Below are 22,283 nucleotides of genomic sequence, written 5' to 3'. Positions count from 1 at the left end.
TTTAAGGAAATCTGGAGCGGGCGAAGGGAATCGAACCCTCCTAAGAAGCTTGGAAGGCTACTGCATTACCACTATGCTACGCCCGCCCTGATTGGGAGTGTCCTTACTCCATCTCCTGCCGAACCCGCAAGAGGGGAAAATCCAAAATGGAAATTCCACAACAAAGATCTTCAGGGCACTTGACTTTTAGTCCTGAACATTCTCTTTTGCGGCCACTGTCGCTGGCATGACGTTCGCAAGACGCCCTGCACGACGATAGGGGTGTAGCTCAATTGGCTAGAGCGCCGGTCTCCAAAACCGGAGGTTGAGAGTTCGAGACCCTCCGCCCCTGCCACTCCTTCTCGCCGGATGTCCCCCCCGACACCGGGAGCGGGACTTTCACTTGATTCGAGGACGATGGTGTCGGTCAGTACCCCGAAAGACGAGTCGCGGAAGACAGCGCCTCAAAAGAACGGATCCGGCTTCAATCTGGTCGCTTACGTCCGTGACGTCCGCGCCGAAGCGAAGCGCGTCACGTGGCCGACCCGTCGCAACACCCTGATCACGTCAGGTGCCGTGCTGGTCATGGTAACCGTGACCTGCATCTTCTTCTTCATCGTGGACCAGCTGATCGGCCTTGGCGTCCGCGGACTTTTTGGCGTCGGAGGCTAGGTTCGCACCATGGCGAAGCGTTGGTATGTTGTTCACGTCTATTCCGGATTCGAGAAAAAGATCGCGAGTCACATTCAGGAACAGGCGGCACAGAAGGGCCTTTCGGACCATTTCGAACAGATCCTTGTCCCTTCCGAAGATGTGACGGAAATGCGCCGCGGCCGTAAGGTCAATGCGGAGCGCAAGTTCTTTCCGGGTTATGTCCTCGTCAAGATGGAACTGACGGACGAAGCCTGGCATCTCGTCAAGGACACTCCAAAGGTCACGGGCTTCCTCGGAACCCGCAACCGCCCGACCCCCATTACGGCTGCTGAAGCCGACCGGATCATGAAGCAGGCACAGGAAGGCGTCGAACGCCCCCGTTCGAGCCTTTCTTTCGAGATTGGCGAGCAGATCCGCGTTGCCGATGGTCCGTTCACGTCCTTCACCGGCATGATCGAGGATGTCGACGACGAGCGTCAGCGCCTCAAGGTCAGCGTTTCCATCTTCGGTCGCTCGACCCCTGTGGACCTCGATTTCACGCAGGTTGAGAAGCTCTGACGCTTTTCTTTCTGCCGGTTCTTCCAACAAAAAAGGCTCCCATTCCGGGAGCCTTTTTTGTTTGTGACTTCTGCTAAGCCTCGTCAGTTCGTGAGGGGGGGCGGAAGGAGACGCAGCTTTTCGGCGGCCTGATCGGCAATCGCAGCTACCCCCTGACTCAGGGCCGCAGTCAGCTTTGTCGTGTTGGATGCCACGACGTCCTGCGACTGCCAGACCAGCGGCGATGTCAGCACAGGACCAATCATCTTCCCCGCCGGATGAACCGACAGCGTACCCGTCACGAGAGCATGGCCTGCCGAATCGGCTTCGAAATTACGAAGGGTCAGCTCGACATAGGCTGACGGCGTCGTGCTCACCGCGTCATTCTCGGCAAAAACAGTCGTACCCGGCAGGCGCTGGGCCAGATCGCCCGTCAGCGTGTGACCCACCATGTCCGGAAGCGCCTCGCTCCAGCTTGTGCCGGTTGCGAGCCGCGTCTGGTAATCCTCATTGGCCCTGACAATCGTGTCACGATCGAGCCGCCCGCTGACAACAGGCGTCCGGACCTCGACTACGACAGGACCGCCTGCCTGTGCCACTCCGGGCACAGGAGCCAGCGTATAGAGCGTCGGATCACTGCTGCAGGCCGTGAGAAAGCCCGCCATTCCCAGAGCACCCATCAGGGACAGGAGACGAAGGCGGGGCATCGAAGACTGTGTCATGGCTCAGTTCCTGCGGCCAGTGATGAGAGCGGAGGGGTGGTGGTCCAGATAATCCGTGAGGAAGCGCAGGGAGCGCGACATCTGGGTCAACTGGACGATCATGCCCTGGAGGCTGCGGTGGAAATCCGTATCGCCGCCATAAGACCCCAGAACCGATTGCGCACTGTTCATCGTACTCTGAAGGCTCTTCATCAGTTCCGGCAGGTTCTGGTTGGCGGTTTTCGTCAGTCTGTTCAGGTTCTGGAGCGAATCGCGCAGAGCCGCGAGGGACTGCGTGACTTCAGGACTGTTCAGACGGCCATCCGCATGCGCCAGAAGATCGTTCACGTGCCCACCGATTTCGGTCAGCGGCATTGCCGCGATCTTGTCGGTGATGGTGGAGACGGATTCCATGATCCCGTCCATGCCGCCAGCCTGGCTTGGAAGAACGGCGACATCGCCTTCATAGGTCAGAGTAGTGACGGGCGCGCTTTTGACGAATTGCAGGGCAATCATTGATTCGCCCGTCAGGAAGCTGGCGCTCTGAACTGAGGCGCGCATCCCTTCGGCCACGAAAGACTGAAGATATTTCTCAACCGGCGCATCCTTGCTGTTCTCGACCCGCTCATCCCAGTTCGACAGCATACGCTCGGGCTCAAGCTCCATATCCACGCGGACACGAGGCAGCTTCGTCGGCCCCTGAAGGAGGAGACGGACATCCGTGACGGTGCCAATCTGAAGACCGAACATCGTCACCTGACTACCGTTCGTCAGACCTTTGACGGAGGAGTTGATGTAGGTCACGACCCGCAGGTGTTTGTGATAGCGGGCGTTATCGGCATCGGCCTCGCTGGCATAGAGCTTGAAGACGGAATTGGCTGGAGCATTGGGCACGTCGATGGCAAGGCGCTGCTCGGGCAGACCAAAGGCAATGCCGCCGGAGAACAGGGCCTGAAGCGATTTGAGCTGGACCTTCAGCCCTCCCGCACCAAGACCGACCTGAACGCCCGAGACGTTCCAGAAACGGCTGTCCGTCCGCAGATAGTGATCGTAAGGCGCTTTGACGAAAGCCTGAATGACGATCGGCCCTTTGCCACCCGGCGGCATCGTGTAGCCGAGCACCTCACCCACCTGAAGATCGCGGAAGAAGACCGGCGAGCCCGGGCCGAGCGATCCCAGTGAGGGAGACACCAGCCAGAAGGTCTCGCCCGGCTGGTCCGAACGGACGCCAGGCGGCGATTCCAGTCCCTTGAAGAATTTCTGGTAGTGGCCGTCATCCGTCCCTGGATCCAGAGCGATATAGGCTCCCGAGAACAGCGTATCGAGGCCGGTGATGCTGGCGCCGTTGATGCGCGGGCGCACAACCCAGAAACGGGTGTGGTCGGTGAGGATATGGGCGCTGTTGGCGTTCATCTGCACTGTCACGTCAACATGTTTCATGTCGTCGCTCAGGGTGATGTCCTGCACGGTGCCAAGCGTCACGGCCTTGTTTTTCACCTGCGTCTGGCCAGGTGTGAGGCCATCCGCCGTTTCAAACGTGATGGTGATTTCGGGACCACGCGTGGCGAAATGCTCCCACGCCAGCCATCCGGCGATGAGAATGGCCACCACGGGAATCAGCAGAATGAGAGAGAAACGGGTGCGGCGCACCGGGGCTTCCTTGGGCGAGACCGGCTGCTCCCCCCGGTTGTTTCGGGAATCGCTCACGCGCGTTCAGGCTCCATGTCGTTTGGGTCAGAAGAAGGCAGTTGCGGAACAGGCGCGGTCGGAGACTCTGTCTCAGGGGGCGTCCCATCCGCCAGAGGAGGTGCGACCACGCCATTGAGACCGGCTGCATCCCACATGCTGCGGGGATCGAAAAGCTCTGCCGCGAAAATGGTCAGGATCACGACCAGAGCAAAGCATACCATCCCCGGATCGGCCGTGACATTGGCCAGAAAACCGAAATGCACGACGGCAACGAGGATGGAAATCATGAAGACGTCGATCATCGACCAGCGGCCGATGATGACGACGAGCCGGTAAAGCTTCGAGAGATTGCGCAGGTGCCAGCGGGAGCCGAGCCGGGTGCCGATGATCATGATGGTCAGGGCAACGATCTTGAGGACCGGCACGGTGATACTGGCAAAGAGCACCAGAAGGGAAAGCGGGATCATTCCCGCCTGCCACAACTCGATCACACCGCTGATGATGGTGCTGGGGGCTCCCTGCCCCACCTTGGTATAGGTCATGACCGGCAGGAGATTGGCCGGCAGGTAGAACACGACACCTGCCACCAGAAGACAGGTGGCCGAGATGAGGCTCTGCGGTTTGCGCCGACGCAGGATCTGTCCGCATCGCGGGCAGTCACCCATGTCCTGCTCCTGCGGCACGGCATGATCGAAGGCCAGCACCAGATCACAGGCATGGCAGGAGAGCATGTTTTCCACGGGCGGAACAACGCCGTTGCGGGCATCCAGATGCGCGACATCCAGACGGTGTCCGTGATGGCCTTCAAGCGTAGGGCGGATGTCGCGGCTGCGCCAGATCCGCTCGGCGTCGAACGTGGAATCCACGGCGGCCATGCTGAGCATCAGACCACCCAGAAGGTAAACACCAGGCTGAAGGATGACGAGCGCAAGGTCAACGAGCTTGGTGTAAGCCACGAGCACGCCGAGGACATAGACTTCCACCATCGACCAGCCACGCAGGCGGTCATACCAGGTGAGAAGACGCGGGGTCCAGTCCGGCATCTGCGGACGGGAGGCTCCATACAGGATGGCCGCCATCAGGGCGATGATGACGCCGGGCATCAGGACTGTCACCAGACCCACGAGAACGCCAATCATGCCGTACCCCTGATGCCCGAGTTCGATCGGACCGCTCATGAGGGAGACGGTATTTTCGCGCCCATAGACATTCAGCGTCATGAGAGAACTGATGAGGAGAGTGGCGTAAAGCGCGGCGGATGTGATGCAGAAGGCGGCCGGGGCGCCGATCAGGGATGTCTTGCGACGGCGCGCAAGCTGGCAACCGCAGCGCAGACACTCCGCCAGATGACCAGGCTTAAGGCGCGGAACATGCTGGAAAAGGCCGCAGGTCGGGCATTCACGCAGGCCTTCCACCGCGTGGATGGAGGCGTGGGGCTCCTGACTGCGGGAGAAGCTGACGGCATTGCGCCACAGCCGTTTATGGAAACGGTCAGACATCGGGCTCCTAACCTAGCGCAGGGAGCCGTCTTTTGACAGTCTGCCCTCCTCCGGGCAGTCCTCTGCATCGGGAAATCGACACTTACCGTAATCCCATCGCAGGCGGATTGCCCATAAGGAAGCCGATCGTATCGGCAATATTTTGAAAAAATATGAAGATCCGGGTTCGGAACATCAAAATTCCGGCCCCGTCCTGAATATGGACAGTGGACTTTGCGATCCGGAATTTTGAGAAGACCTTGATGGTGCCGGTGAAGAGATTCGAACTCCCGACCCCATCATTACGAATGACGTGCTCTACCAGCTGAGCTACACCGGCGCACCCATCAAGGTGGCCGCGTTCTAACCGAGCCCTTCGGGGTTGGCAAGCCGGAAAATGCAAAAACCGGCCCGCATCTTCAGTAACCGCGTCCTGTGTCGATGACGCCGGTCATGGACTCGCCGGCTTCGTAGCGGCGCAGATTGGCCAGAACGACCTCGGCCGCGCTGTCCGACTGTGCGGCGCTGGCGATATGCGGTGTCAGGAAAATGCGGGGATGATCCCAGAACGGGTGTTCGGCGGGCAACGGTTCGGGCGTGGCGACATCGAGAACCGCTTGTGACAGCTGACCACTGTCGAGAGCCGGGATCAGATCGTCCTGCACCAGATGGCCGCCGCGTCCGCAGTTGATGATGCACGCGCCTTTCGGCAGTTTTTCGAACAGGTTGCTGTTGAGGATGCCGCGTGTAGCTTCCGTGAGCGGGACAAGGCAGACCAGAATGTCGGTCTGCGCCAGAAACTCGTCCAGCTCCGCTTCTCCGGCAAAGGATGTCACGCCCGCGACCTCCCGGCGGCTGCGGCTCCAGCCCCGGCAGTCATATCCGAGGGCGACGAGCTTCTCCAGAACGGGGCTGCCCAGTTCTCCCATTCCCATGACACCGACGCGATAGAGCCTCGCAGGCCGGTTGTGCGAACCGTTCCAGACATGCTCACGCTGCTGCCGGGCATAGCGGAACATGTCACGGTGGCAGGAGAAAACCGCCCACAGGACATATTCGATCATGCCCTCAACCAGACTGTTCTCCACCATGCGGATGATCTGCACACCGGGGGGAATATTGGCCAGGTTAAGCTGGTCGATTCCCGCGCCCAGCGAAAACAAAACCTCGAGATTGGGAAAAAGCGTGGCGAGATCGTCCGGCGTCTTCCACGCCACGAGATAGCGGACATCCTCTTTCGGGCCGGTTTCAGGCCAGACATGAAACGGCATGTCCGGTCGGGCGCTGGCGAATTTCTCTCGCCAGATGGCGGCGCGTTCGGGCGTTTGATGGAAGACGAGCGACATTCTGCGTGTTCTCCGACCGGAAATATGTCCGGAGATGGTCGCGCCATGCGGGATTCGGATCAAGCCCGCTCCCCTGCCCTCACACCTGTTTGTGTAGGGACACAGAACCGGGGAACGCGTGCCGGGTTCGGGCGTAGAGAAGGCCGGATCTCATGCAGGAGGGCAGGATCATGCCTCGTGGGGACAAGTCAGCCTATACCGACAAACAGAAACGCAAAGCGGAGCATATCGAGGAGAGCTACGAAAAGCGCGGCATCTCCGAAAAGGAAGCGGAGCGCCGCGCCTGGGCCACGGTCAACAAGGACGACGGCGGCGGAAAGAAAAGTGGTTCAGGCCGGAAGAATCATCCGAAATAGAGCTTCCGGATAGAGTTTCCGGCCCGAAAATTGCTCAGGCCGCGTCCCAGGCAGCACGGGCGGCATCCACGCCCGCACCACGATTCAGCGTCACGCCTTCGCCGGCCAGAACGGAATCGAGCGCGGCCAGCGTGAGAAGCACCTTGTCCTTGCGGGCGTTGAGACCCATTGCCCCGATGCGCCAGATTTTCCCGGTCAGCGGTCCAAAGGACGAGACGATTTCGATGCCGAAATCGTCTCGCATCAGCTCGCGGATGCGGGCATTATCCACGCCGTCCGGCACCCAGACGCCAGTGACGTTGCTCATGCGGGTGGTGTCGTCACCATAGACCTTCAGCCCCATGGCCCGCAGCCCGGCGACCATGGTGCGCCCTGCCCTGACATGACGCGCGACGCGCGCCTCCACGCCCTCTTCCACGACCAGACGCGCCGTCTCGCGCGCGGCGTAGAGCATGGAGGTCGCTTCGGTATGATGGTTCATCCGGGCCGGAGACCAGTAGTTCATCAGCATCGCCAGATCGAAATAATTCGACTGGATGACCGGCCCCTCACCCTGAGGCTGACCGGTGGCAATCCCCGCTTCGTCGTGACGGCGCCTGAGAATGGCGGCGACGGCACGATCCGACAGCGTGATCGGCGCGGAACCCGGAGGGCCATTCAGGCATTTCTGAAGCCCTGCCGTAGCGACGTCGATATTCCAGGCGTCGGTCTCGAACGTCATGCCGCCGAGGGTGGCAGTGGCATCCACATAAAACAGCACGTCATGTTTGCGGCAGATCCGGCCGATCTCTTTGAGCGGCTGGGCAGTGGTGGTGGACGTGTCACCATGCACACAGGCGACCAGACCCGGCTTGTGTTCGATGATGGCGGCTTCGATGCGGGCCGGATCGACAACTTCCCCCCACTCCACATCCACCGTGCACGGAATGCCGCCACAGCGATGGACGATTTCCGTCAGCAGCAGGCCGAAGCGGCCAAAACGCGGAATGACGACCTTCATGCCCGGCGAAACCAGCGACACCAGAGCGGCTTCGATGGCCGACCGGGCCGAGCCGTTCACGAGCAGCGTCCAGTGGTTCTTCGTGCGGAAGACCTCGCGGTACAGGGCCATGACCTCGTCCATATAGGCGGTCATTTCCGGATCCATCTGCCCGATCACGTCATAGGACATGGCGCGCAGGATGCGCGGATGGACGTTGGTTGGCCCCGCCCCCATCAGCAGGCGGGACGGCGGGTCGAGCTGTGCGTAAGTTGAGGGCTGGCTCATGACTGGAACTCCTTGACGAAGGCAAGCAGGGCGCGGTGGGCGAGCTCGACGTCTCCCACACGAACAGTTTCATCGGGGTGATGGCTGAGGCCGCCGGGGCTGCGAATGAACAGCATGCCCATCGGACACAGATCGACCATGGCCATGGCATCATGCCCCGCACCGCTGAGAACGCGCTGGGCCGGACGGCCGGTCACGGTCGTCACAGCCCGGGACAGGCCCTCCACAAGTTCGGGCGCGCAGGCAGCGGCAGGCAGGACCTGCGGCGTGTCGAACGTGATGCCGACACCACGGCTGGCGGCGATGGCGTGCAGATCCGCGCGGATGGCCTCCACCATCGCATCCCGAGCGGCGTCGGTTTCAGCCCGCATGTCGAGCGAGAAGCGAACTTCGCCGGGGATGACGTTCGATGTATTGGGCACGACCTCAACCTGACCGACCGTGGCGACCTGCGTGGCCCCTCCGGACCGGCCATTACGTTCAACAGCGAGGATCATTTCGGCAACCGCTGTCAGAGCGTCCTGACGCATGGTCATGGGCGTCGTACCCGCATGGTCGGACTGGCCGGTGACGGTCACCCGGTGGCGGGTCTGGGCGGCAATGGCGGTGACGACGCCAATTTCTCCGTCCACGCTCTCGATCGCCGGGCCCTGTTCGATATGAGGCTCAATATAAGCGATCAGCTCATCCGGCCGACGGGCGGCTTCACTCAGGCGGCCGGGGTCGAGACCATAACGGATCATGGCTTCGGCCATGGTCACGCCGGACGAATCCGTCATGCCTTCGGGAATGGAGCCGATCAGCCCGGCCATGGCGCGGGAGCAGATCATGGGGGCGGCAAAACGGGACCCCTCTTCATCCCCGAACCCCATGACTTCGATGGCGAATGGCAGGCGAATGCCCTCTTCTTTCAGGGCGGAAACAAGCTCGATCCCCAGCATGACGCCCAGATTGCCATCAAACGCGCCGCCATTGCGTACGGTATCGAGATGCGAGCCGATCATCAGGGCCGGAGCGTCGGGCACGAGCCCCTCGTAGCGTCCGACAAGGCTGCCGGCAGCATCCAGACGGGTACCCAGACCGGCCTCTTCCATCCATTCTGCGACCTGTGTGAGGGTGCGCTGATAGGCAGGGCCGAGCCAGAATCGGAACAGACTGCCCGGCGTCTCGCTGAAAGGACCATCCGCGAGAATACGGCACCGCTCTACGGCGCGGGCTCCGTGGGCTGTCATGGGGGCTCCTGTCCGGGGTGATGGGTCAAGCAGGGGAACTTTGCGCTCATAACGGAATCAGATCAAGTTGACCTACCAATAAATATGGTCCCACATATTGGCATGAAAGATCAGATGCATCTCGATCCGTTCCATCTGCAATCCTTTCTCGCCGTCGCGGAGACGCTGCATTTCACGTCAGCCGCGCAGAGCCAGAGGGTGAGCCAGTCCACCATCAGCCAGCATGTCAGCCGGCTGGAGGAGCAGCTTGGCACGCGCCTGCTGGCCCGCAGCACCAAAAGCGTGCGTCTGACCGAAGACGGCATGGCGCTGATCGGTCTGGCCCGGCAGCTTCTGCAGTGCGAGGACAGCATCCTGTCCCGCTTCCGGCAGGAAGCGCCGCGCGGGACGATCCGGCTGGGTGTGACGGAAGACCTGCTCCTGACGCGCTTTCCCGAAATTCTCGGCACATTCCGCGCCTCCCACCCCTCCCTCCAGATCACGCTGACCGTGGGGCTGTCGGCTCATCTGGCGCATCTTCTGGAACAGGGGGAGCTGGATGTCTGGTGCGGAATGCGGCGCACGACCGAAACACGCGGCCAGAAACTCTGGACCGAAGACATGCGCTGGTATGCCCCCGCCGGTACCGAATTTCCGGCCGAACAGTCCATTCCGCTCGTCACATTTCCAGATGGCAGCGTCACGCGCAGACTGGCGATCGAGACGCTCAACAAGAGCGGAAGGGCGTGGCATCTGGCCTTTACCAGCGGCAGCCTCGGGGCGCTTCTGGCCGCTGTCCGGGCGGGATATGGCGTCACCCCGCAGCCTGCGTTTCTGCGAAACGTGGAACATCTGCCGCATTGCGCCCCGGGCCTTCTGCCGGACATGCCTCAGGTGGAATTCATCGCCTCCACCCGCCATCAGACCGCGCAGGGCCCCGAAGACCTGCTGATCCGGACGCTGTGCGCGCATGTCCCGCGCCTTCAGCCCGAACTCCTCCCAGTTTAAGGACGAAACCATGCTCACACCCAACGCTCTTGGCGGAATGGTGACGTCGCCCCACCATCTGGCCAGTCAGGCGGGGCTGGATGTCCTGCGCGAAGGCGGCACGGCCATCGAGGCCGTGGTCGCCACGGCATCCACGCTGGCCGTGGTGTATCCGCACATGACGGGGCTGGGCGGCGATGCGTTCTGGCTGATCTGCCATCCGGACGGCCGCACCGTGGCGATTGACGCCTGCGGAGCGCTGGCGATGGGTGCCGAACACGCGATCTATACCGAAGCCGGGCACACCGTCATTCCCTGGCGCGGCGGCCTTGCAGCCAATACGGTCGCGGGCACGGTTTCGGGCTGGGAAACCGCGCTGGAACTGAGCGCCGAACTGCGCGACCCCCTGCCGCTGGACCGTCTGCTCCGCGACGCCATCCATTACGCCGAACATGGCCGCGTGGTTTCCGAAAGCGAAGGCGCCCTGCTCGCGCAGAAACAGCACGAACTGATGTCGGACCCGACACTGGCGCGGATCTGCTTCCCTGAAGGCAAACCCTGGACGGCAGGAAGCATCCGCAAATCCCCGGAACTGGCGCAAACGCTGCGGATGCTGAACCGGGACGGCTTGCGGAGCTTCTATAACGGCCCGCTCGCCCGCAGTCTGGCGGCGGATCTGGCGGCGGCGGGCAGCCCGGTCCGGTCGCTGGATCTTCTGGCCCATCGGGCGGAGGTCAAGGAACCGCTTCAGGCCCAGACGAGCGATGGCACTCTCTACAACACCGCGCCTCCCACACAGGGCGTGGCATCGCTTCTAATCCTTGCGCTCTCGGATCATCTGAGCCGCGACAACGGGCCGGAGAGCTTTTCGCACATCCACGGGCTGGTCGAGGCGACCAAACAGTCGTTTCTCTATCGCAACAGACACACGGATGGCAGCGAACATTCCGAGGCGCTGGCCCGGAGCCTGCTCGCCGATCCGGCACGGCTGGAGGCGATGACCGCCCGGATTTCCATGACTCATGCCATGCCCTGGACGGAACAGACGCAGTGGGGCGACACGACCTGGATGGGCGCGATCGACCGCAATGGCGTGGCCGTCAGCATGATCCAGAGCCTGTATTTCGAGTTCGGCTCCGGCGTAATGCTGCCGCAGAGCGGATTGTTCTGGCAGAATCGCGGCTCGTCTTTCCGTCTGGCCCATTCGGGCTGGAACATCCTGCGACCCGGCGCCAAGCCGTTTCATACGCTCAATCCGGCCGCGGCCCGGCTCCGCGACGGACGCACGATGGTTTACGGCACCATGGGCGGCGAAGGGCAGCCCCAGACACAGGCGGCGGTCTTCAGCCGTCACGTCCGCCACGGCGTTCCGCTTCAGGAGGCCATCCGCCGACCCCGCTGGCTGCTCGGACGAACATGGGGGGAAGAGAGCCTGTCGCTCAAGGTGGAGCCCGGCTTCAGCCCGGATGTGATGTCGCAGCTTGAAACGGCCGGGCACGTCGTCGAGGCGCTTGAAGACCAGTCCATCATCATGGGTCACGCCGGTGCGCTCGTCCGTCATGAGAACGGACGGCTCGAAGGTGCGACCGACCCCCGGAGCGACGGAGCTGTTGCAGCATGGTAAAGTATTTTGCGGAAAGCCTGTTCGCACAGGTCGTGCTGGCGACGGTTCTGGGCCTTGGCGCCGGGCTGTTCTGCCCTTTCCTTGTGGATGACGTGGGCTGGATGACAGCACTGTTCATGCGCCTCATCATCATGGCGGTCGGACCGCTGCTGTTCTGTATCGTCACGCTCGGCATTCTGGGCGCGGGCTCCCTGAAGACGGTAGGGCGTCTTGGCGGATGCGCGATGCTCTATTTCGAACTCATGACCACCGTGGCGCTTGTCGTGGCGGTCGTGGTGGCGATGGGGCTGGGAATCGGACAGGGCGTGGGCTTCGTTCCCACCGCGAGCGACGCCCGGATGATCGCGTCCTATGGCGGCCATGCCCAGAACCTGCGCGCGGAAGGCTTCAGCGGCTTCCTGCTCTCGCTCGTCCCGCACACCCCGGCCGAAGCCTTTGCGCAGGGCAATGTGCTTCAGATCCTTGTTTTCGCGATTTTTGTCGGATGCTGCCTGAGCGGCATGGGAGACCGGGGCCTGCCGCTGGTCCGGCTGATCGAAAGCGTGTCCGACCTGTTTTCACGCATGATGGGCCTTATCATCCGCGTGGCTCCGCTGGGCGTCTTCGGAGCAATGGTGACGACCACGGCACGATATGGCCTCGGAACAATCGGCCATCTGGCCGGATTTACGATCCTGTATTTCCTGCTGGTCAGCGCATTTGTCGTCTGCGCGCTCGGGGGAGCCCTTCGGATCGCAGGTGTAAACCCGCTGCGATTTGCACGATATTTCCGTGAAGAACTGCTGATTGTCGCCACGACCACAGCGTCCGATTCGGTTCTGCCCAGCCTCATGACCAAGCTCGAAAAGCTGGGCGTCGAACGTCAGGTCGTCGGAATTGTGGTGCCTGCGGGGTATTCGCTCAATCTGGATGCGCTGTCGATCTATCTGGGCCTGTCCGTCATTTTTCTGGCCAATGCCACCGGGACGCATCTGACGGTCTGGCAGATCGCAACCCTGCTGGTGACGGCACTGATCACGTCCAAGGGCGCCCACGGAATTCCGGGCTTTGCGATCGTTGTTCTGGCGGCGACGCTGGCCAGCGTTCCCTCCATTCCACCCGGCAGTCTGGTCATGCTGCTGGCCGTGGACTGGTTTGTGGGGATCGCCCGGGCTGTAGGCAATTTCGCCGGTAACTGCGTGGCGCCGGTCCTGATCGCCGCGTGGGAAAAACGCCTCGACCATGCCGCCATGGCCGAGGCGCTGAAACAGCCCTGAGTCAGACCAGACGGGCTTCGGCCAGCCCGTCCGTTTCCAGCTTTTCCGCCAACGCAAAAAGCTGGTCCTCGCGCCCCGGACGCGCGATGAGCTGCGCGCCGAGCGGCAGGCCCGGAACCGCCATCGGAACCGTCAGAACCGGGAAACCAGCCAGCGTCAGCGGCTGCGTATACAGTCCCAGATTGGCGCGGGCGGAGACCATCCTGCCACCGATCTCGATTTCGGGCTGATCGAAGCGCGGCGCTTCCCCGACAAGCGCCGGAGCCAGCAGGATGTCGGTCTTTGCAAACGCCTCATGCATCCGGTCCCGGAACCAGTGCCGCAGGCGATGGGCCTGAAAAACGAGCGTGGAGGGCAGAAGCGCACCGGCCAGAAGGCGGTCGCGCACGGCGGGATCGTATTCCGCGGCCCGCGTCCGCAGCCGCCCGAGATGCTGCCCTGCCCCTTCGGACGCACTGATGACAAAAGCTGCTGCCCGGGCCCGCGCCACCTCCGGCAGTTCGACCACATCCGTCGCCCCCAGCGCCATCGAGAGCCTGTCGATGGCCGTCTGCATCGGAGGAGACATGTTTTCACCGAACCAGCCGCCAAGCCGGGCAATCCGCAGGCTGTCCGCTTCCACAGCCGGAAGCGCCTTTGCGCTGAGGGCCTCAAAACAGGCTTTCAGCCCGCCTGCACTGTCCGCAAAGGGGCCGACCGTATCGAGACTCGGCACGAACGGGTAACTGCCTTCGGTCGACAGGAGCCCCTGCGTCGCCCGAAGGCCCCAGATACCGCAAAGCGAGGACGGAACGCGGATTGAGCCATTCGTATCGGACCCCAGCCCGATGGAAAACAGCCGCGCCGCCACACCCGCCGCCGAACCACCCGAGGAACCTCCCGCCAGGCGGTCGGGCGCATGGGGATTGCGGGTATTGCCGTAATGCGCATTGATCGTGGCGAACCCGTAGGCGAATTCGTCCATGTTCGTCAGGGCAACGGGGATGGCCCCGGCCGCGATCATATGCGCGACCAGAACCGCATCCTGCGTGGCGGGCGGATCATTTGCGAGGACCCTGGACCCCGCCGTCGTGATCTCTCCACGGACATCGAACAGATCCTTGATGCCGAAAGGCACACCCGCGAGCGGTCCGGGGTCCTGCCCCTGAAGCACAAGACGGTCCACCCGCTCGGCCGCTTCCAGCGCACGCTGCATCAGAAGGCGCGTGACACAGCCAAAGGCCCCGTCCCGGCTTTCAATATCGGCCAGAACCTTCACCGCAAGTTCGCGGGCGGAAATCTCGCCCTTGCGGACGCTGGCGGCGAGCGCGACGGTGCGCTGCTGAAGGCCGCTCATGGCTCGTACCGGAATGCGGGCTCGAGGCGATCAGGCAGTTCCAGCCCTTCGATCAGCGCACCATAACTGCGCAGAAGATCCAGATTGCTGCGCACGCCTGCATGGAACTCGACCGGAATGACCAGCCCGTTCGCAGTGGCGAGCACCGCGATTTCAGTGTCATGGGGATCTGTCATCATACGAACTCCGGTTTTGCGAAGAAAATGATAATTGCCAATTACGCCGCAGGGTTTCAGGCCGTAATGCGATAACGCCAGTCGTTGAGAACCGTGACTAGCGTCTCGCTCCACGGAATCCGGGTGGACCAGCCCAGTGCCTCATGCGCCGCTGCCGGATTGCCCTGCATGGACTCAAGACCGGACGGTGACGCAAGGGCCGGATCCACCCTGAGCGTGGCCGAAACACCCGCAACGTCCAGAAGATCCTCCGCCATCGACCGGACGGTCCGCGTCACGCCGGAGCAGATATTCAGAACGGTGCCATTTGGCAGCGAACGAGGCGGAACGAGCGCACTGATATAGGCATCGCAGGCATCGCGCACATCGGTGATGTCAAACCCGGCATCCGGTTGGCCAACGGTAATGACCGGAGCCTGCTGTCCAGCCTCGATCCGCGCAACCTGTGCCGCAAGAAACGGGAGAATTGCCTCTTTATCCTGCGCCGTCCCAGCCTGCGTGAAAGAGCGCAGGCGCACACCATGCAACCCTTCCTGACTCAGATTACCAATCGCCAGATCCGCCGCAGCCTTGCTGGAGGCATAGGCATTGACCGGCGCGATAACGGCCGTTTCATCGAGCGGCTGTCCTGACGAAAAACTCGCGCCGTAGATCTCGGCGGTTGAGACGAACACAAAACTGGCCTGCGGGGCATAAGTCTCGAAGGTCTCGGCCAGAACGAGCGTCCCGTCCAGATTGACGGTCCAGGCGTCATCCGTTCCAGCCTCGGCGCGCGCAACCGAAGAGACGGCCGCCAGATGCAGACAGGCATCGGGTTTTTCGCTGCGGACAAAACGTTCGACCGCAGCCCGGTCCCGGATATCCATCGGATCTTCCAGCAGCACATGCCCAGGCAGACGGTCCTGAAGCCGGGCTTTGAGATGTTGCCCGACAAATCCCTGCCCACCCGTCAGCAGAATCCGCAACCCCATGTCAGGAGCCATGAGCGAACGAACGACCCGCAACAAAAAAGACAGCAACAGTCGGCATGGGGTATTCTCCCGGCAGAATGGCCCAGACTGGCCGAATGTCATCCCAGACCGGACTCTTTTCGGCCACATCCGCGAACAGGGCAAGGCCGCATCGGAAGCAGAACCCGTCTGGCGGACGATCAGCGTCCATCAAGCCTTTTCAAGGTACGGCAAGCCGGGCGTCTTAACAGGTTTTTTACCGTTATCGTGTTTGCTGGGGATCATACGGAACTGACGGATCTCAACTTTCCCATGCGGCATCCTCTTCGACATTCTGTGCGCACTCTGGGGCTTCTTGGCCTTTTACCGGTCCTGTCAGCCTGCAATTCGCTCGCCCAGATGTCCGAAATCGGGCGCCCCCCCCGCATGACATCCATCACCAATCCGACGCTGGCTGCCTCGTATCGGCCGGTCAGCATGCCGATGCCCGCTCTTCAGCCTCCTCCCGACGAGGCAGCCAGCCTGTGGCGATCCGGCAGCAAGGCCTTCTTCAAGGATCAGCGCGCCTCCCAGGTCGGGGATCTGGTCACGATCATCGTGGACATTACCGACAATGCGGCCTTCAACAACGGAACAACGGCCGACAGGGCCGCTGACGAAAAGTTCGGCATTCCCAACCTGTTCGGCATCAAGGGCAAGATCATCAGTTCGATCACCGGTGCGGACAGCCTGAATACGGCCAGCAGCAGCGATTCCAGTGCAACTGGCAAGATCACCCGCAACGAAACTGTTACCCTGCGTCTGGCCGGGACCATCACCCAGGTCCTGCCCAACGGCAATTTTGTCGTGATGGGAAAACAGGAAGTCCGGGTCAACAGCGAACTTCGGGAACTGGGCGTGAGCGGCATTGTCCGTCCGCAGGACATCACCGCCGACAATACCGTCACGCATGACCGGATGGCCGAAGCACGGATCTCCTACGGTGGACGCGGAACCCTCACGCAGCTTCAGACACCCCGCTACGGACAGCAGTTCATGGACACGGTCCTGCCGTTCTGAACAAAAAAAAGCCGGGGAAGAACCCCGGCTTTTTCTGTGGTCGAAAAGAACGCCTTACTTGGCAGGCCGCGACAGCAGCAGCGACCAGAGTTCAGCCACATCACGGGCCGGTCCGTTTCCGGAAACGGACTCAAAGGTCTTGATGGCTTCGGCCTTCTGGCCGCCGTCCATCTGCGCCATTCCGTATTCGACCTGAGCCAGATCGGGATAGCGCGGATTCTTTGCCAGACCGGTCTTCATCAGGGCCAGACCCTCATCAACCTGTCCGTTCAGAACCTGATTGTAGCCAGCGGTCAGAGCCGGTCCTGCATTCGGCGCAGAGGCGGCCTGCGTAGCAGCAGCAGCAAGCTGGCTCCGGCTCGTCGCAGCCTGCTGCGCAACGAACGCGTGGAATTTCGCATCAGCGGCTGCAGTCGGACCGTTGCCGAGCGAGTGATTCGCATAGCCCTGATTCAGCAGGTTCAGCGCAAGCTGGGGCAGACCCATCTGCACCGCACGCTCCGCCATGTCCTGATAATCAGACGGATCCTTCAGCACACCGGTCACCAGACGCAGACGCTCGACATAAAAGATGAGCGGCGGCGAAAGGTTCGGATTCGCGACCAGATCATGGATCAGCATCGACCAGTAATCAGGCTTCGAATAATACTTGGCCAGCAGAACATAAGCATGCGTCTTGGCATCCGCATCCTTCAGGTTCGTGTAGGCCGTCGCCAGCATCTGAAGCTGGTTTTCGGCCGGCACCTTGCCAGCCTTGATCGTGGCATCAACCTGTTCCTGCGCGGCCTTGGCCGTGCCTTTCCAGTCCTGCTGCAGATAGTAGCACTGGATCAGCATGGTCTGCATGCGCGGGTCGGCGCCGTATTCCTTCAGATAACGCTCGGTCGCCGGAATGGCGCGGGCGTACTGCTTGGCGCTGTAGGCCATGGTGGCCTGTGCCATCAGCATCTGACCCTTCGCAGCCTTCGGCGTACGCGAGCTATTGATCAGAACGTCATAGGCCTTGATCGCGGCGTCCGTGTTCCCGGACTGTGCAGCGATCGCGGCGCGCATCTGGGCCGTGGTGTAGGCTTCGTAATCGGTCTTGCCCTTGACCGCGTCCGCGGCGTCGACGGCTTCCATGGCCTTGGCATAGTTCTTGGATGCCAGAGCACTCTGGGCCTGCTGCAGATCCTTGCCAACGGCCTGACCGAGGACATCATCAGCGTGGGCGGAGCCGGCAAGTGCGGCAATACCAAAGACACCGGCCAGCAGAAGATTACGGGCGCTCAGACGGCGGTAAAGGGACAAAGACACGAATTACTGTCCTTCCATGAACTGATCCAGACCGACAATTCCCAGCTTGGTCATGCCGAGACGCTGTGCATCCGCCATAACATGCGCCACGGTCTTGTAGTCCGCAAGACGATCCGGGTGGATATGCATTTCAGGCTGGTCCGGCAGTGCTGCTGCGGCCTGAAAATGAGCCTGGAGAGAAGCCTCTGACGTAATCGGCTCGTTGTTCCAGGAAATGCTGTTGTCGTAGCCGATGCTGACGGTCACGAGTTTGGGTTGTTCGGTCGATGGGGGAGGATTGCCCTGAGGCAGATCGATCGCCACCGAGTGTGTCTGAAGCGGAATGGTGATGATCAGCATGATCAGCAGCACCAGCATCACGTCGATCAACGGCGTGGTGTTGATATCGACAATGCCTTCGTCTTCGTGCGTGCTGTCAGATCCGACGCTCATGCCCATGACGGCGGTTCTCCAAAAAGGTGACGTGAAAGCTTTGTCGGGCCGTCCTGTCCGGAACGGCCCGACACGACCTCAGTTCGAGTGAGGCTGCTCGGTAATGAAGTCCACGTGGGCGATGCCAGCTTCCTGGCAGGTCGCGACCACCTGGCCGACTGCCAGATACTTGGCAGCCTGATCACCGCGGATCTGGATCTGCGGCTGGGGCTTCTGCTTTGCCACCTCAACGAGACGGTTCAGCAGGTCAGTGTGGTTCGCAACCGGCGTCGTGTCCCAGAACACCTGGCCGTTTGAATTTACTGCCAGAACGATGTTGCCCTTCCTAGTCTGGGTAGGCGTATTCGCATCGACCGGCAGCTTGACCTTCACCGAGTGTGTGGCGACCGGGATGGTGATCAGAAAGATGATCAGCAGCACCAGCATGACGTCGACGAGGGGGGTGGTGTTGATTGCCGACACCACCTCGTCGTCACCGCCGCCTCCTCCGACGTTCATTCCCATAGGATCAGATCCGCTCGCTGGTGGTGATGGTGGTCGGAACAGCCATGCTGCCCTGTTCCGGGCTGACGCCGTGACGGAAGCCGCCGATCAGGACGGACTGGATGTCGGCCGCGAAGTTGCGGACGCGATCCATGGCACCCTTGTTGCGGCGAACGAGCAGGTTGTAACCCAGCACGGCCGGAACAGCGGTGGCAAGACCGATGGCCGTCATGATGAGGGATTCACCAACCGGGCCTGCAACCTTGTCGATGGACGCCTGACCAGAGATGCCGATGGCCGTCAGAGCGTGATAGATACCCCAGACCGTACCGAACAGACCGACGAACGGCGACGTGGAACCCACCGTACCGAGGAAGGCGAGACCACCCTGCATGCGGGTGTTGATGGTGTCGACCGAGCGCGAGATGGACATTTCGGTCCAGGACGGCAGGTCGATCGAGTCACGCATGGAGCCTTCGTGATGCTCGGCGGCGACGATGCCCGTCTCAGCGATATAGCGGAACGGAGAAGACGCCTTCAGGGATGCAGCACCCTGCTGAACGGACGGCTTGGTCCAGAACTCGCGGGCAGCTTCCTTGGAGGCGGCGAACAGACGGCCCTGCTCCAGGAATTTCATGACCATGATGATCCAGGTGCCAGCGGACATGATCACCATGATGATCAGAACGCCACGGGCAATCGCGTCACCATTGGCCCACAGAGCGCCGAGGCCATACGGGTTGCCCTGCGGAGCAGGAGCTTCGGGCGTCGCGGTTGCGCCCTCGCCCGGCGTTGCAGCCGCTGCGGGGGACTGGTCGGCCGGAGCCGTTGCCGGAGCGGCGCTGTCGGTCGGAGCGGTGGCGGGAGCAGCAGGAGCGCCCGCATCGTTCGGAGCGGCGGCAGCCGGGGCGCCGGCCGGATCGGCGGACGTCGTCGGGGTTGCCGGATTGGCGGAGGGGTCAACCGGAGCCGCTGCGGGAGCGCTCTGGTCGGCAGGAGCCGGCTGGGCGAAAGCGACGGCCGGTGCAACTGCACCGGAAGCCAGGGCCAGCGTCAGAGCCAGTGCGCTGGCCCGGACGGCACGCGCCTTCGTCGGAACGGCAAGGGCAGGAAGGCGGAACAGTCTGGTCATGAACTCCATATCCTCGTTATCGATGCCCGTTTCCGGAGCTTTTAGTGGGGTGTCGGCCATATGGAGACCGGCCCTTTTCTGAGCCCTGTCAGGTTCTGAAGATCCTGACAGGGCAATTCTGTTTGATGGCAGTCGAAAGATCAGTCGTCGCCCATCGTGAAGTCGATGTGCAGGACGTGGTGATGTTCAATTACCGGAACGCCATTGACAACGGCGGGCTGGTAACGGGCCCGACGAAGGAAGTCGAGCGCACTTTCCACGAACTCATGACCACCGCTTGAACTGGTGATGGTGCAGTTCGCCGTCTTGCCTGTCGGAAGAATGTCACACGATGCGGTCACGTGACCTTCGCGGTTTTCTTCCATGGCCTCGTCCGGATAGACAGCCTGTGCACCGTTGATCGGCCGCGCGCCTGCCTGATGATCTGGCACTGCGTCAGCTGGCGGGCCCTGCGGCGGAGCCGGAACGGGCTCTGGCGACGGGGTCGGGCTGGGCGGCACCGGATGCGGCGGCTTGGCGTGGGTCACGCGCTGGATCGCCTTGGGCGGCGGCGGCACGGAGATCTTCGGCGGCGGAATAAACGGCGGCGGCGGCTGCTCCATCTGCGGCGGCGGCGGTGGCGGCGGTGGCGGCGGTGGCTTGGGCTGTTCCTTGATTACTTCCGTCTTGATAGGCGGCTTTTCCTGGACCAGCTTGCTCACAGCACCACTCATGAGCGCATAGATCACAGCGCCCATAGCCAGCACGGCCACGACGATCGCGACAATGTAGTCTGTCGGCTTGCGCTGCTGTGCGGCGTAGCTCTTCATGTCGAAACCTTCTTACCCCTCACTGACACCGGCATTGGTCCACATCTGCCGGGTGCGGTGCCCCGATTTCTGTGTTGCCATCAGGCTTTCCCGATGCGGCCACATGAAATGCGTCATATGCCGTGGGAACATACCCGATATGCTGATTGGGCAGTCTAACCCCCATGCTGTCAAGCCGGTGATTGCCTTTATCGAAACGATTTTTTCATATTGCCGACATATTCTGCGGCTAAAGCTGTATCGAAACAAATAAAAATATCTTCTGAAACCACTGAAACGCAACTTCAATCCACTGCGTTATGACAGATTCAAGAAAAAAGGCGCCGGAACAGTGGACTGTTCCGGCGCCTTGGCGAATCCGTCTCAAGGGCGGCAGGGCCTAAACAGGGCTTACTGGGCCGAAGCGCTGGCTTCCGAGCGGGTCGCTCCGACGCTCTGCGCCAGCGAGGCCGACATGAAGTCGTCCAAGGCACCATCGAGCACCGCGCCCGGATTTCCCTTCTCCACACCCGTCCGCAGGTCCTTGACGAGCTGATAGGGCGCCAGAACATAGGACCGGATCTGGTGTCCCCAGCCGATATCGGTCTTGGAGGCTTCCGTCTGGGCGGCGGCGGCTTCGCGTTTCTGCAACTCCGCCTCGTACATCCGGGCCCGCAGCATTTCCATCGCCTTGGCGCGGTTGCGGTGCTGCGAACGGTCGGTCTGACAGGCCACCACGATCCCGGTCGGGATATGGGTGATCCGGATGGCCGAATCCGTCTTGTTGACGTGCTGTCCACCCGCGCCCGAGGCCCGGAACGTATCGACACGCAGGTCCGAATCGTTGATGTCGATCTCGATCGAATCATCCACGACCGGATAGACCCACACAGACGCGAACGAGGTCTGGCGGCGGGCCGCCGCATCGAATGGTGAGATCCGGACCAGACGGTGCACGCCGGCCTCGGTCTTGAGCCAGCCATAGGCGTTCGCACCACTCACCTGAATGGTGGCGGACTTGATGCCGGCCTGCTCGCCTTCACTGCCTTCGATGAACGTGACCTTGTAGCCATGCTGCTCGGCCCAGCGCGTATACATGCGCAGGAGCATCTCGGCCCAGTCCTGGGCTTCCGTACCACCGGCGCCCGCATTTACCTCGACGTAACAGTCATTGCTGTCCGCCTCGCCCGAGAGCAGACTTTCGATTTCGCGCTTGCGGACGTCCTCGGCGATGGTCCGCAGGGTCTGCACGGCATCCTGAACGAGACTGTCATCCCCTTCCATTTCTGCCAGTTCGACCAGTTCGAGCGTGCCTTCGACCTCGGCTTCGATCTGCTGGACGCCTTCGATCTGGTTGGCGAGCGTCGTGCGCTCGCGCATCAGCTTCTGGGCAGCTTCCGCATCGTTCCAAAGGTCGGGGTCTTCAACGCGGTGGTTCAGTTCCGCGAGGCGTGTTGTTGCGACATCCCAGTCAAAGATGCCTCCTCAGCAGTGCCACTGACTGCTTGATCTGGACGGAAAGGGCCTCGGTTTCGGCCGACATAGT

22 protein-coding genes, 3 tRNA genes and 1 pseudogene are annotated in these 22,283 nt (G+C 61.9%); 9 read left to right on the top strand and 17 right to left on the bottom strand.

All coding sequences use genetic code 11. The features are described 5' to 3' along the window. Positions 1-12: 12 nt before the first annotated feature. Positions 13-86 (bottom strand) — tRNA-Gly (locus GAL01_RS10690). A 171-nt stretch (positions 87-257) separates the two neighbouring features. On the opposite strand from GAL01_RS10690, the gene GAL01_RS10685 reads away from it, so the two are divergent. The 3 genes from GAL01_RS10685 to nusG all read left to right on the top strand — a co-directional run bounded on the left by GAL01_RS10685 (position 258) and on the right by nusG (position 1,191). Then, positions 258-334: transfer RNA gene (locus GAL01_RS10685), tRNA-Trp, on the top strand. Positions 335-396: 62 nt separating this feature from the next. Next, on the top strand, positions 397-651 hold the full coding sequence (gene secE / locus GAL01_RS15800) for a preprotein translocase subunit SecE (RefSeq protein WP_208611655.1): 255 nt from the start codon (positions 397-399) through the stop codon (positions 649-651). A gap of 9 nt (positions 652-660) precedes the next feature. Beyond that, positions 661-1,191 carry a transcription termination/antitermination protein NusG gene (nusG, locus tag GAL01_RS10675; protein WP_062028195.1) on the top strand — a complete coding sequence of 177 codons (531 nt, stop codon included), beginning with the start codon at positions 661-663 and terminating at the stop codon, positions 1,189-1,191. A gap of 83 nt (positions 1,192-1,274) precedes the next feature. Here nusG and GAL01_RS10670 read toward each other — a convergent pair whose 3' ends face one another. The 5 genes from GAL01_RS10670 to GAL01_RS10650 form a co-directional block, all read right to left on the bottom strand. Next, positions 1,275-1,892, bottom strand: a complete 618-nt coding sequence (locus GAL01_RS10670) for a PqiC family protein (RefSeq protein ID WP_062028197.1) — start codon at positions 1,890-1,892, stop codon at positions 1,275-1,277. Between the two features lie 3 nt (positions 1,893-1,895). Beyond that, complete coding sequence (locus tag GAL01_RS10665) at positions 1,896-3,578, bottom strand: PqiB family protein (RefSeq protein ID WP_062028199.1); 1,683 nt, start codon at positions 3,576-3,578, stop codon at positions 1,896-1,898. Beyond that, positions 3,575-5,059 (bottom strand): paraquat-inducible protein A, encoded by a 1,485-nt coding sequence (locus GAL01_RS10660; RefSeq protein WP_062028201.1) that lies wholly within the window; start codon positions 5,057-5,059, stop codon positions 3,575-3,577. The genes GAL01_RS10665 and GAL01_RS10660 overlap by 4 nt, the downstream gene beginning before the upstream one ends. A gap of 243 nt (positions 5,060-5,302) precedes the next feature. Further along, positions 5,303-5,378: transfer RNA gene (locus tag GAL01_RS10655), tRNA-Thr, on the bottom strand. A gap of 79 nt (positions 5,379-5,457) precedes the next feature. Beyond that, on the bottom strand, positions 5,458-6,384 hold the full coding sequence (locus tag GAL01_RS10650) for a 2-hydroxyacid dehydrogenase (RefSeq protein WP_062028203.1): 927 nt from the start codon (positions 6,382-6,384) through the stop codon (positions 5,458-5,460). Between the two features lie 170 nt (positions 6,385-6,554). On the opposite strand from GAL01_RS10650, the pseudogene GAL01_RS10645 reads away from it, so the two are divergent. Then, positions 6,555-6,722: pseudogene (locus tag GAL01_RS10645) on the top strand (plasmid stabilization protein); the annotation flags it as partial. 52 nt (positions 6,723-6,774) lie between these two features. Here the strand turns inward: GAL01_RS10645 and GAL01_RS10640 are convergent. Together GAL01_RS10640 and GAL01_RS10635 are read right to left on the bottom strand one after the other, a co-directional pair. After that, positions 6,775-8,007: a pyridoxal-phosphate-dependent aminotransferase family protein gene (locus GAL01_RS10640; protein ID WP_062028205.1), complete on the bottom strand. Its 1,233-nt coding sequence runs from the start codon at positions 8,005-8,007 to the stop codon at positions 6,775-6,777. Then, complete coding sequence (locus GAL01_RS10635; protein ID WP_062028207.1) at positions 8,004-9,239, bottom strand: allantoate amidohydrolase; 1,236 nt, start codon at positions 9,237-9,239, stop codon at positions 8,004-8,006. The genes GAL01_RS10640 and GAL01_RS10635 overlap by 4 nt, the downstream gene beginning before the upstream one ends. A gap of 102 nt (positions 9,240-9,341) precedes the next feature. Here GAL01_RS10635 and GAL01_RS10630 point away from each other — a divergent pair, with 102 nt between their 5' ends. From GAL01_RS10630 to GAL01_RS10620, 3 genes are read left to right on the top strand one after another with little or no spacing between them, the layout of a single operon-like run. After that, entirely contained in the window at positions 9,342-10,226 is an 885-nt protein-coding gene (locus tag GAL01_RS10630; RefSeq protein WP_062028235.1) for a LysR family transcriptional regulator, read from the top strand. Between the two features lie 37 nt (positions 10,227-10,263). Then, positions 10,264-11,829, top strand: a complete 1,566-nt coding sequence (locus GAL01_RS10625; protein ID WP_099253248.1) for a gamma-glutamyltransferase family protein — start codon at positions 10,264-10,266, stop codon at positions 11,827-11,829. After that, on the top strand, positions 11,823-13,085 hold the full coding sequence (locus tag GAL01_RS10620; protein WP_062028209.1) for a cation:dicarboxylate symporter family transporter: 1,263 nt from the start codon (positions 11,823-11,825) through the stop codon (positions 13,083-13,085). The genes GAL01_RS10625 and GAL01_RS10620 overlap by 7 nt, the downstream gene beginning before the upstream one ends. Before the next feature lies 1 nt (position 13,086). Here GAL01_RS10620 and GAL01_RS10615 read toward each other — a convergent pair whose 3' ends face one another. From GAL01_RS10615 to GAL01_RS10605, 3 genes are read right to left on the bottom strand one after another with little or no spacing between them, the layout of a single operon-like run. Beyond that, positions 13,087-14,421, bottom strand: coding sequence for an AtzE family amidohydrolase (locus GAL01_RS10615; protein ID WP_062028212.1), 1,335 nt, complete (start codon positions 14,419-14,421; stop codon positions 13,087-13,089). Next, the gene (locus GAL01_RS10610; protein WP_228125549.1) at positions 14,418-14,600 is read right to left on the bottom strand and encodes a DUF4089 domain-containing protein; all 183 of its coding nucleotides are present in this window, start codon (positions 14,598-14,600) and stop codon (positions 14,418-14,420) included. The genes GAL01_RS10615 and GAL01_RS10610 overlap by 4 nt, the downstream gene beginning before the upstream one ends. A gap of 53 nt (positions 14,601-14,653) precedes the next feature. After that, positions 14,654-15,568, bottom strand: coding sequence for a GDP-mannose 4,6-dehydratase (locus GAL01_RS10605; protein WP_231865242.1), 915 nt, complete (start codon positions 15,566-15,568; stop codon positions 14,654-14,656). A gap of 10 nt (positions 15,569-15,578) precedes the next feature. Here GAL01_RS10605 and GAL01_RS15480 point away from each other — a divergent pair, with 10 nt between their 5' ends. Both GAL01_RS15480 and flgH read left to right on the top strand, forming a co-directional pair. Further along, positions 15,579-15,842, top strand: a complete 264-nt coding sequence (locus tag GAL01_RS15480) for a hypothetical protein (protein ID WP_145995621.1) — start codon at positions 15,579-15,581, stop codon at positions 15,840-15,842. 17 nt (positions 15,843-15,859) lie between these two features. Next, positions 15,860-16,606 carry a flagellar basal body L-ring protein FlgH gene (flgH, locus tag GAL01_RS10595; RefSeq protein WP_062028244.1) on the top strand — a complete coding sequence of 249 codons (747 nt, stop codon included), beginning with the start codon at positions 15,860-15,862 and terminating at the stop codon, positions 16,604-16,606. 54 nt (positions 16,607-16,660) lie between these two features. Here flgH and GAL01_RS10590 read toward each other — a convergent pair whose 3' ends face one another. The 6 genes from GAL01_RS10590 to prfB all read right to left on the bottom strand — a co-directional run bounded on the left by GAL01_RS10590 (position 16,661) and on the right by prfB (position 22,280). After that, a complete protein-coding gene (locus GAL01_RS10590; RefSeq protein WP_062028217.1) occupies positions 16,661-17,902 on the bottom strand; it encodes a tetratricopeptide repeat protein in 1,242 nt (413 codons plus the stop codon). Between the two features lie 3 nt (positions 17,903-17,905). Further along, the gene (locus tag GAL01_RS10585; protein ID WP_062028219.1) at positions 17,906-18,340 is read right to left on the bottom strand and encodes an ExbD/TolR family protein; all 435 of its coding nucleotides are present in this window, start codon (positions 18,338-18,340) and stop codon (positions 17,906-17,908) included. A gap of 72 nt (positions 18,341-18,412) precedes the next feature. After that, complete coding sequence (locus GAL01_RS10580; protein ID WP_062028222.1) at positions 18,413-18,838, bottom strand: ExbD/TolR family protein; 426 nt, start codon at positions 18,836-18,838, stop codon at positions 18,413-18,415. 4 nt (positions 18,839-18,842) lie between these two features. Then, positions 18,843-19,949, bottom strand: coding sequence for a MotA/TolQ/ExbB proton channel family protein (locus GAL01_RS10575; protein WP_082790645.1), 1,107 nt, complete (start codon positions 19,947-19,949; stop codon positions 18,843-18,845). 140 nt (positions 19,950-20,089) lie between these two features. Beyond that, on the bottom strand, positions 20,090-20,758 hold the full coding sequence (locus tag GAL01_RS10570; protein ID WP_062028224.1) for an energy transducer TonB: 669 nt from the start codon (positions 20,756-20,758) through the stop codon (positions 20,090-20,092). Positions 20,759-21,148: 390 nt separating this feature from the next. Further along, positions 21,149-22,280, bottom strand: a protein-coding gene (prfB, locus tag GAL01_RS10565; protein ID WP_099253242.1) for a peptide chain release factor 2 whose coding sequence is annotated in 2 segments (ribosomal slippage) — positions 21,149-22,210 and positions 22,212-22,280 — 1,131 coding nt in all. Because the reading frame shifts where the segments join, the coding sequence is not laid out codon by codon here. Positions 22,281-22,283 lie beyond the last annotated feature (3 nt).

Source organism: Gluconobacter albidus (assembly GCF_002723915.1).
GTDB lineage: Bacteria > Pseudomonadota > Alphaproteobacteria > Acetobacterales > Acetobacteraceae > Gluconobacter > Gluconobacter albidus.
The sequence above is the reverse complement of the archived record's forward strand: the minus strand, read 5'-3'. Positions and strand labels throughout refer to the sequence as shown.

Excerpts from the sequence above, each read along its gene's own strand:
- secE (WP_208611655.1), top strand. The coding sequence starts at position 397 with ATGGTGTCGGTCAGTACCCCGAAAGACGAGTCGCGGAAGACAGCGCCT.
- GAL01_RS10660 (WP_062028201.1), bottom strand. The coding sequence starts at position 5,059 with ATGTCTGACCGTTTCCATAAACGGCTGTGGCGCAATGCCGTCAGCTTC.
- GAL01_RS10580 (WP_062028222.1), bottom strand. The coding sequence starts at position 18,838 with ATGGGAATGAACGTCGGAGGAGGCGGCGGTGACGACGAGGTGGTGTCG.
- GAL01_RS10650 (WP_062028203.1), bottom strand. The coding sequence starts at position 6,384 with ATGTCGCTCGTCTTCCATCAAACGCCCGAACGCGCCGCCATCTGGCGA.
- GAL01_RS10630 (WP_062028235.1), top strand. The coding sequence starts at position 9,342 with ATGAAAGATCAGATGCATCTCGATCCGTTCCATCTGCAATCCTTTCTC.
- GAL01_RS10635 (WP_062028207.1), bottom strand. The coding sequence starts at position 9,239 with ATGACAGCCCACGGAGCCCGCGCCGTAGAGCGGTGCCGTATTCTCGCG.
- GAL01_RS10670 (WP_062028197.1), bottom strand. The coding sequence starts at position 1,892 with ATGACACAGTCTTCGATGCCCCGCCTTCGTCTCCTGTCCCTGATGGGT.
- flgH (WP_062028244.1), top strand. The coding sequence starts at position 15,860 with ATGCGGCATCCTCTTCGACATTCTGTGCGCACTCTGGGGCTTCTTGGC.
- GAL01_RS10625 (WP_099253248.1), top strand. The coding sequence starts at position 10,264 with ATGGTGACGTCGCCCCACCATCTGGCCAGTCAGGCGGGGCTGGATGTC.
- GAL01_RS10585 (WP_062028219.1), bottom strand. The coding sequence starts at position 18,340 with ATGGGCATGAGCGTCGGATCTGACAGCACGCACGAAGACGAAGGCATT.
- GAL01_RS10615 (WP_062028212.1), bottom strand. The coding sequence starts at position 14,421 with ATGAGCGGCCTTCAGCAGCGCACCGTCGCGCTCGCCGCCAGCGTCCGC.
- GAL01_RS10610 (WP_228125549.1), bottom strand. The coding sequence starts at position 14,600 with ATGATGACAGATCCCCATGACACTGAAATCGCGGTGCTCGCCACTGCG.
- GAL01_RS10605 (WP_231865242.1), bottom strand. The coding sequence starts at position 15,568 with ATGGGGTTGCGGATTCTGCTGACGGGTGGGCAGGGATTTGTCGGGCAA.
- GAL01_RS10570 (WP_062028224.1), bottom strand. The coding sequence starts at position 20,758 with ATGAAGAGCTACGCCGCACAGCAGCGCAAGCCGACAGACTACATTGTC.
- GAL01_RS10575 (WP_082790645.1), bottom strand. The coding sequence starts at position 19,949 with ATGACCAGACTGTTCCGCCTTCCTGCCCTTGCCGTTCCGACGAAGGCG.
- GAL01_RS15480 (WP_145995621.1), top strand. The coding sequence starts at position 15,579 with ATGAGCGAACGAACGACCCGCAACAAAAAAGACAGCAACAGTCGGCAT.
- nusG (WP_062028195.1), top strand. The coding sequence starts at position 661 with ATGGCGAAGCGTTGGTATGTTGTTCACGTCTATTCCGGATTCGAGAAA.
- GAL01_RS10620 (WP_062028209.1), top strand. The coding sequence starts at position 11,823 with ATGGTAAAGTATTTTGCGGAAAGCCTGTTCGCACAGGTCGTGCTGGCG.
- GAL01_RS10640 (WP_062028205.1), bottom strand. The coding sequence starts at position 8,007 with ATGAGCCAGCCCTCAACTTACGCACAGCTCGACCCGCCGTCCCGCCTG.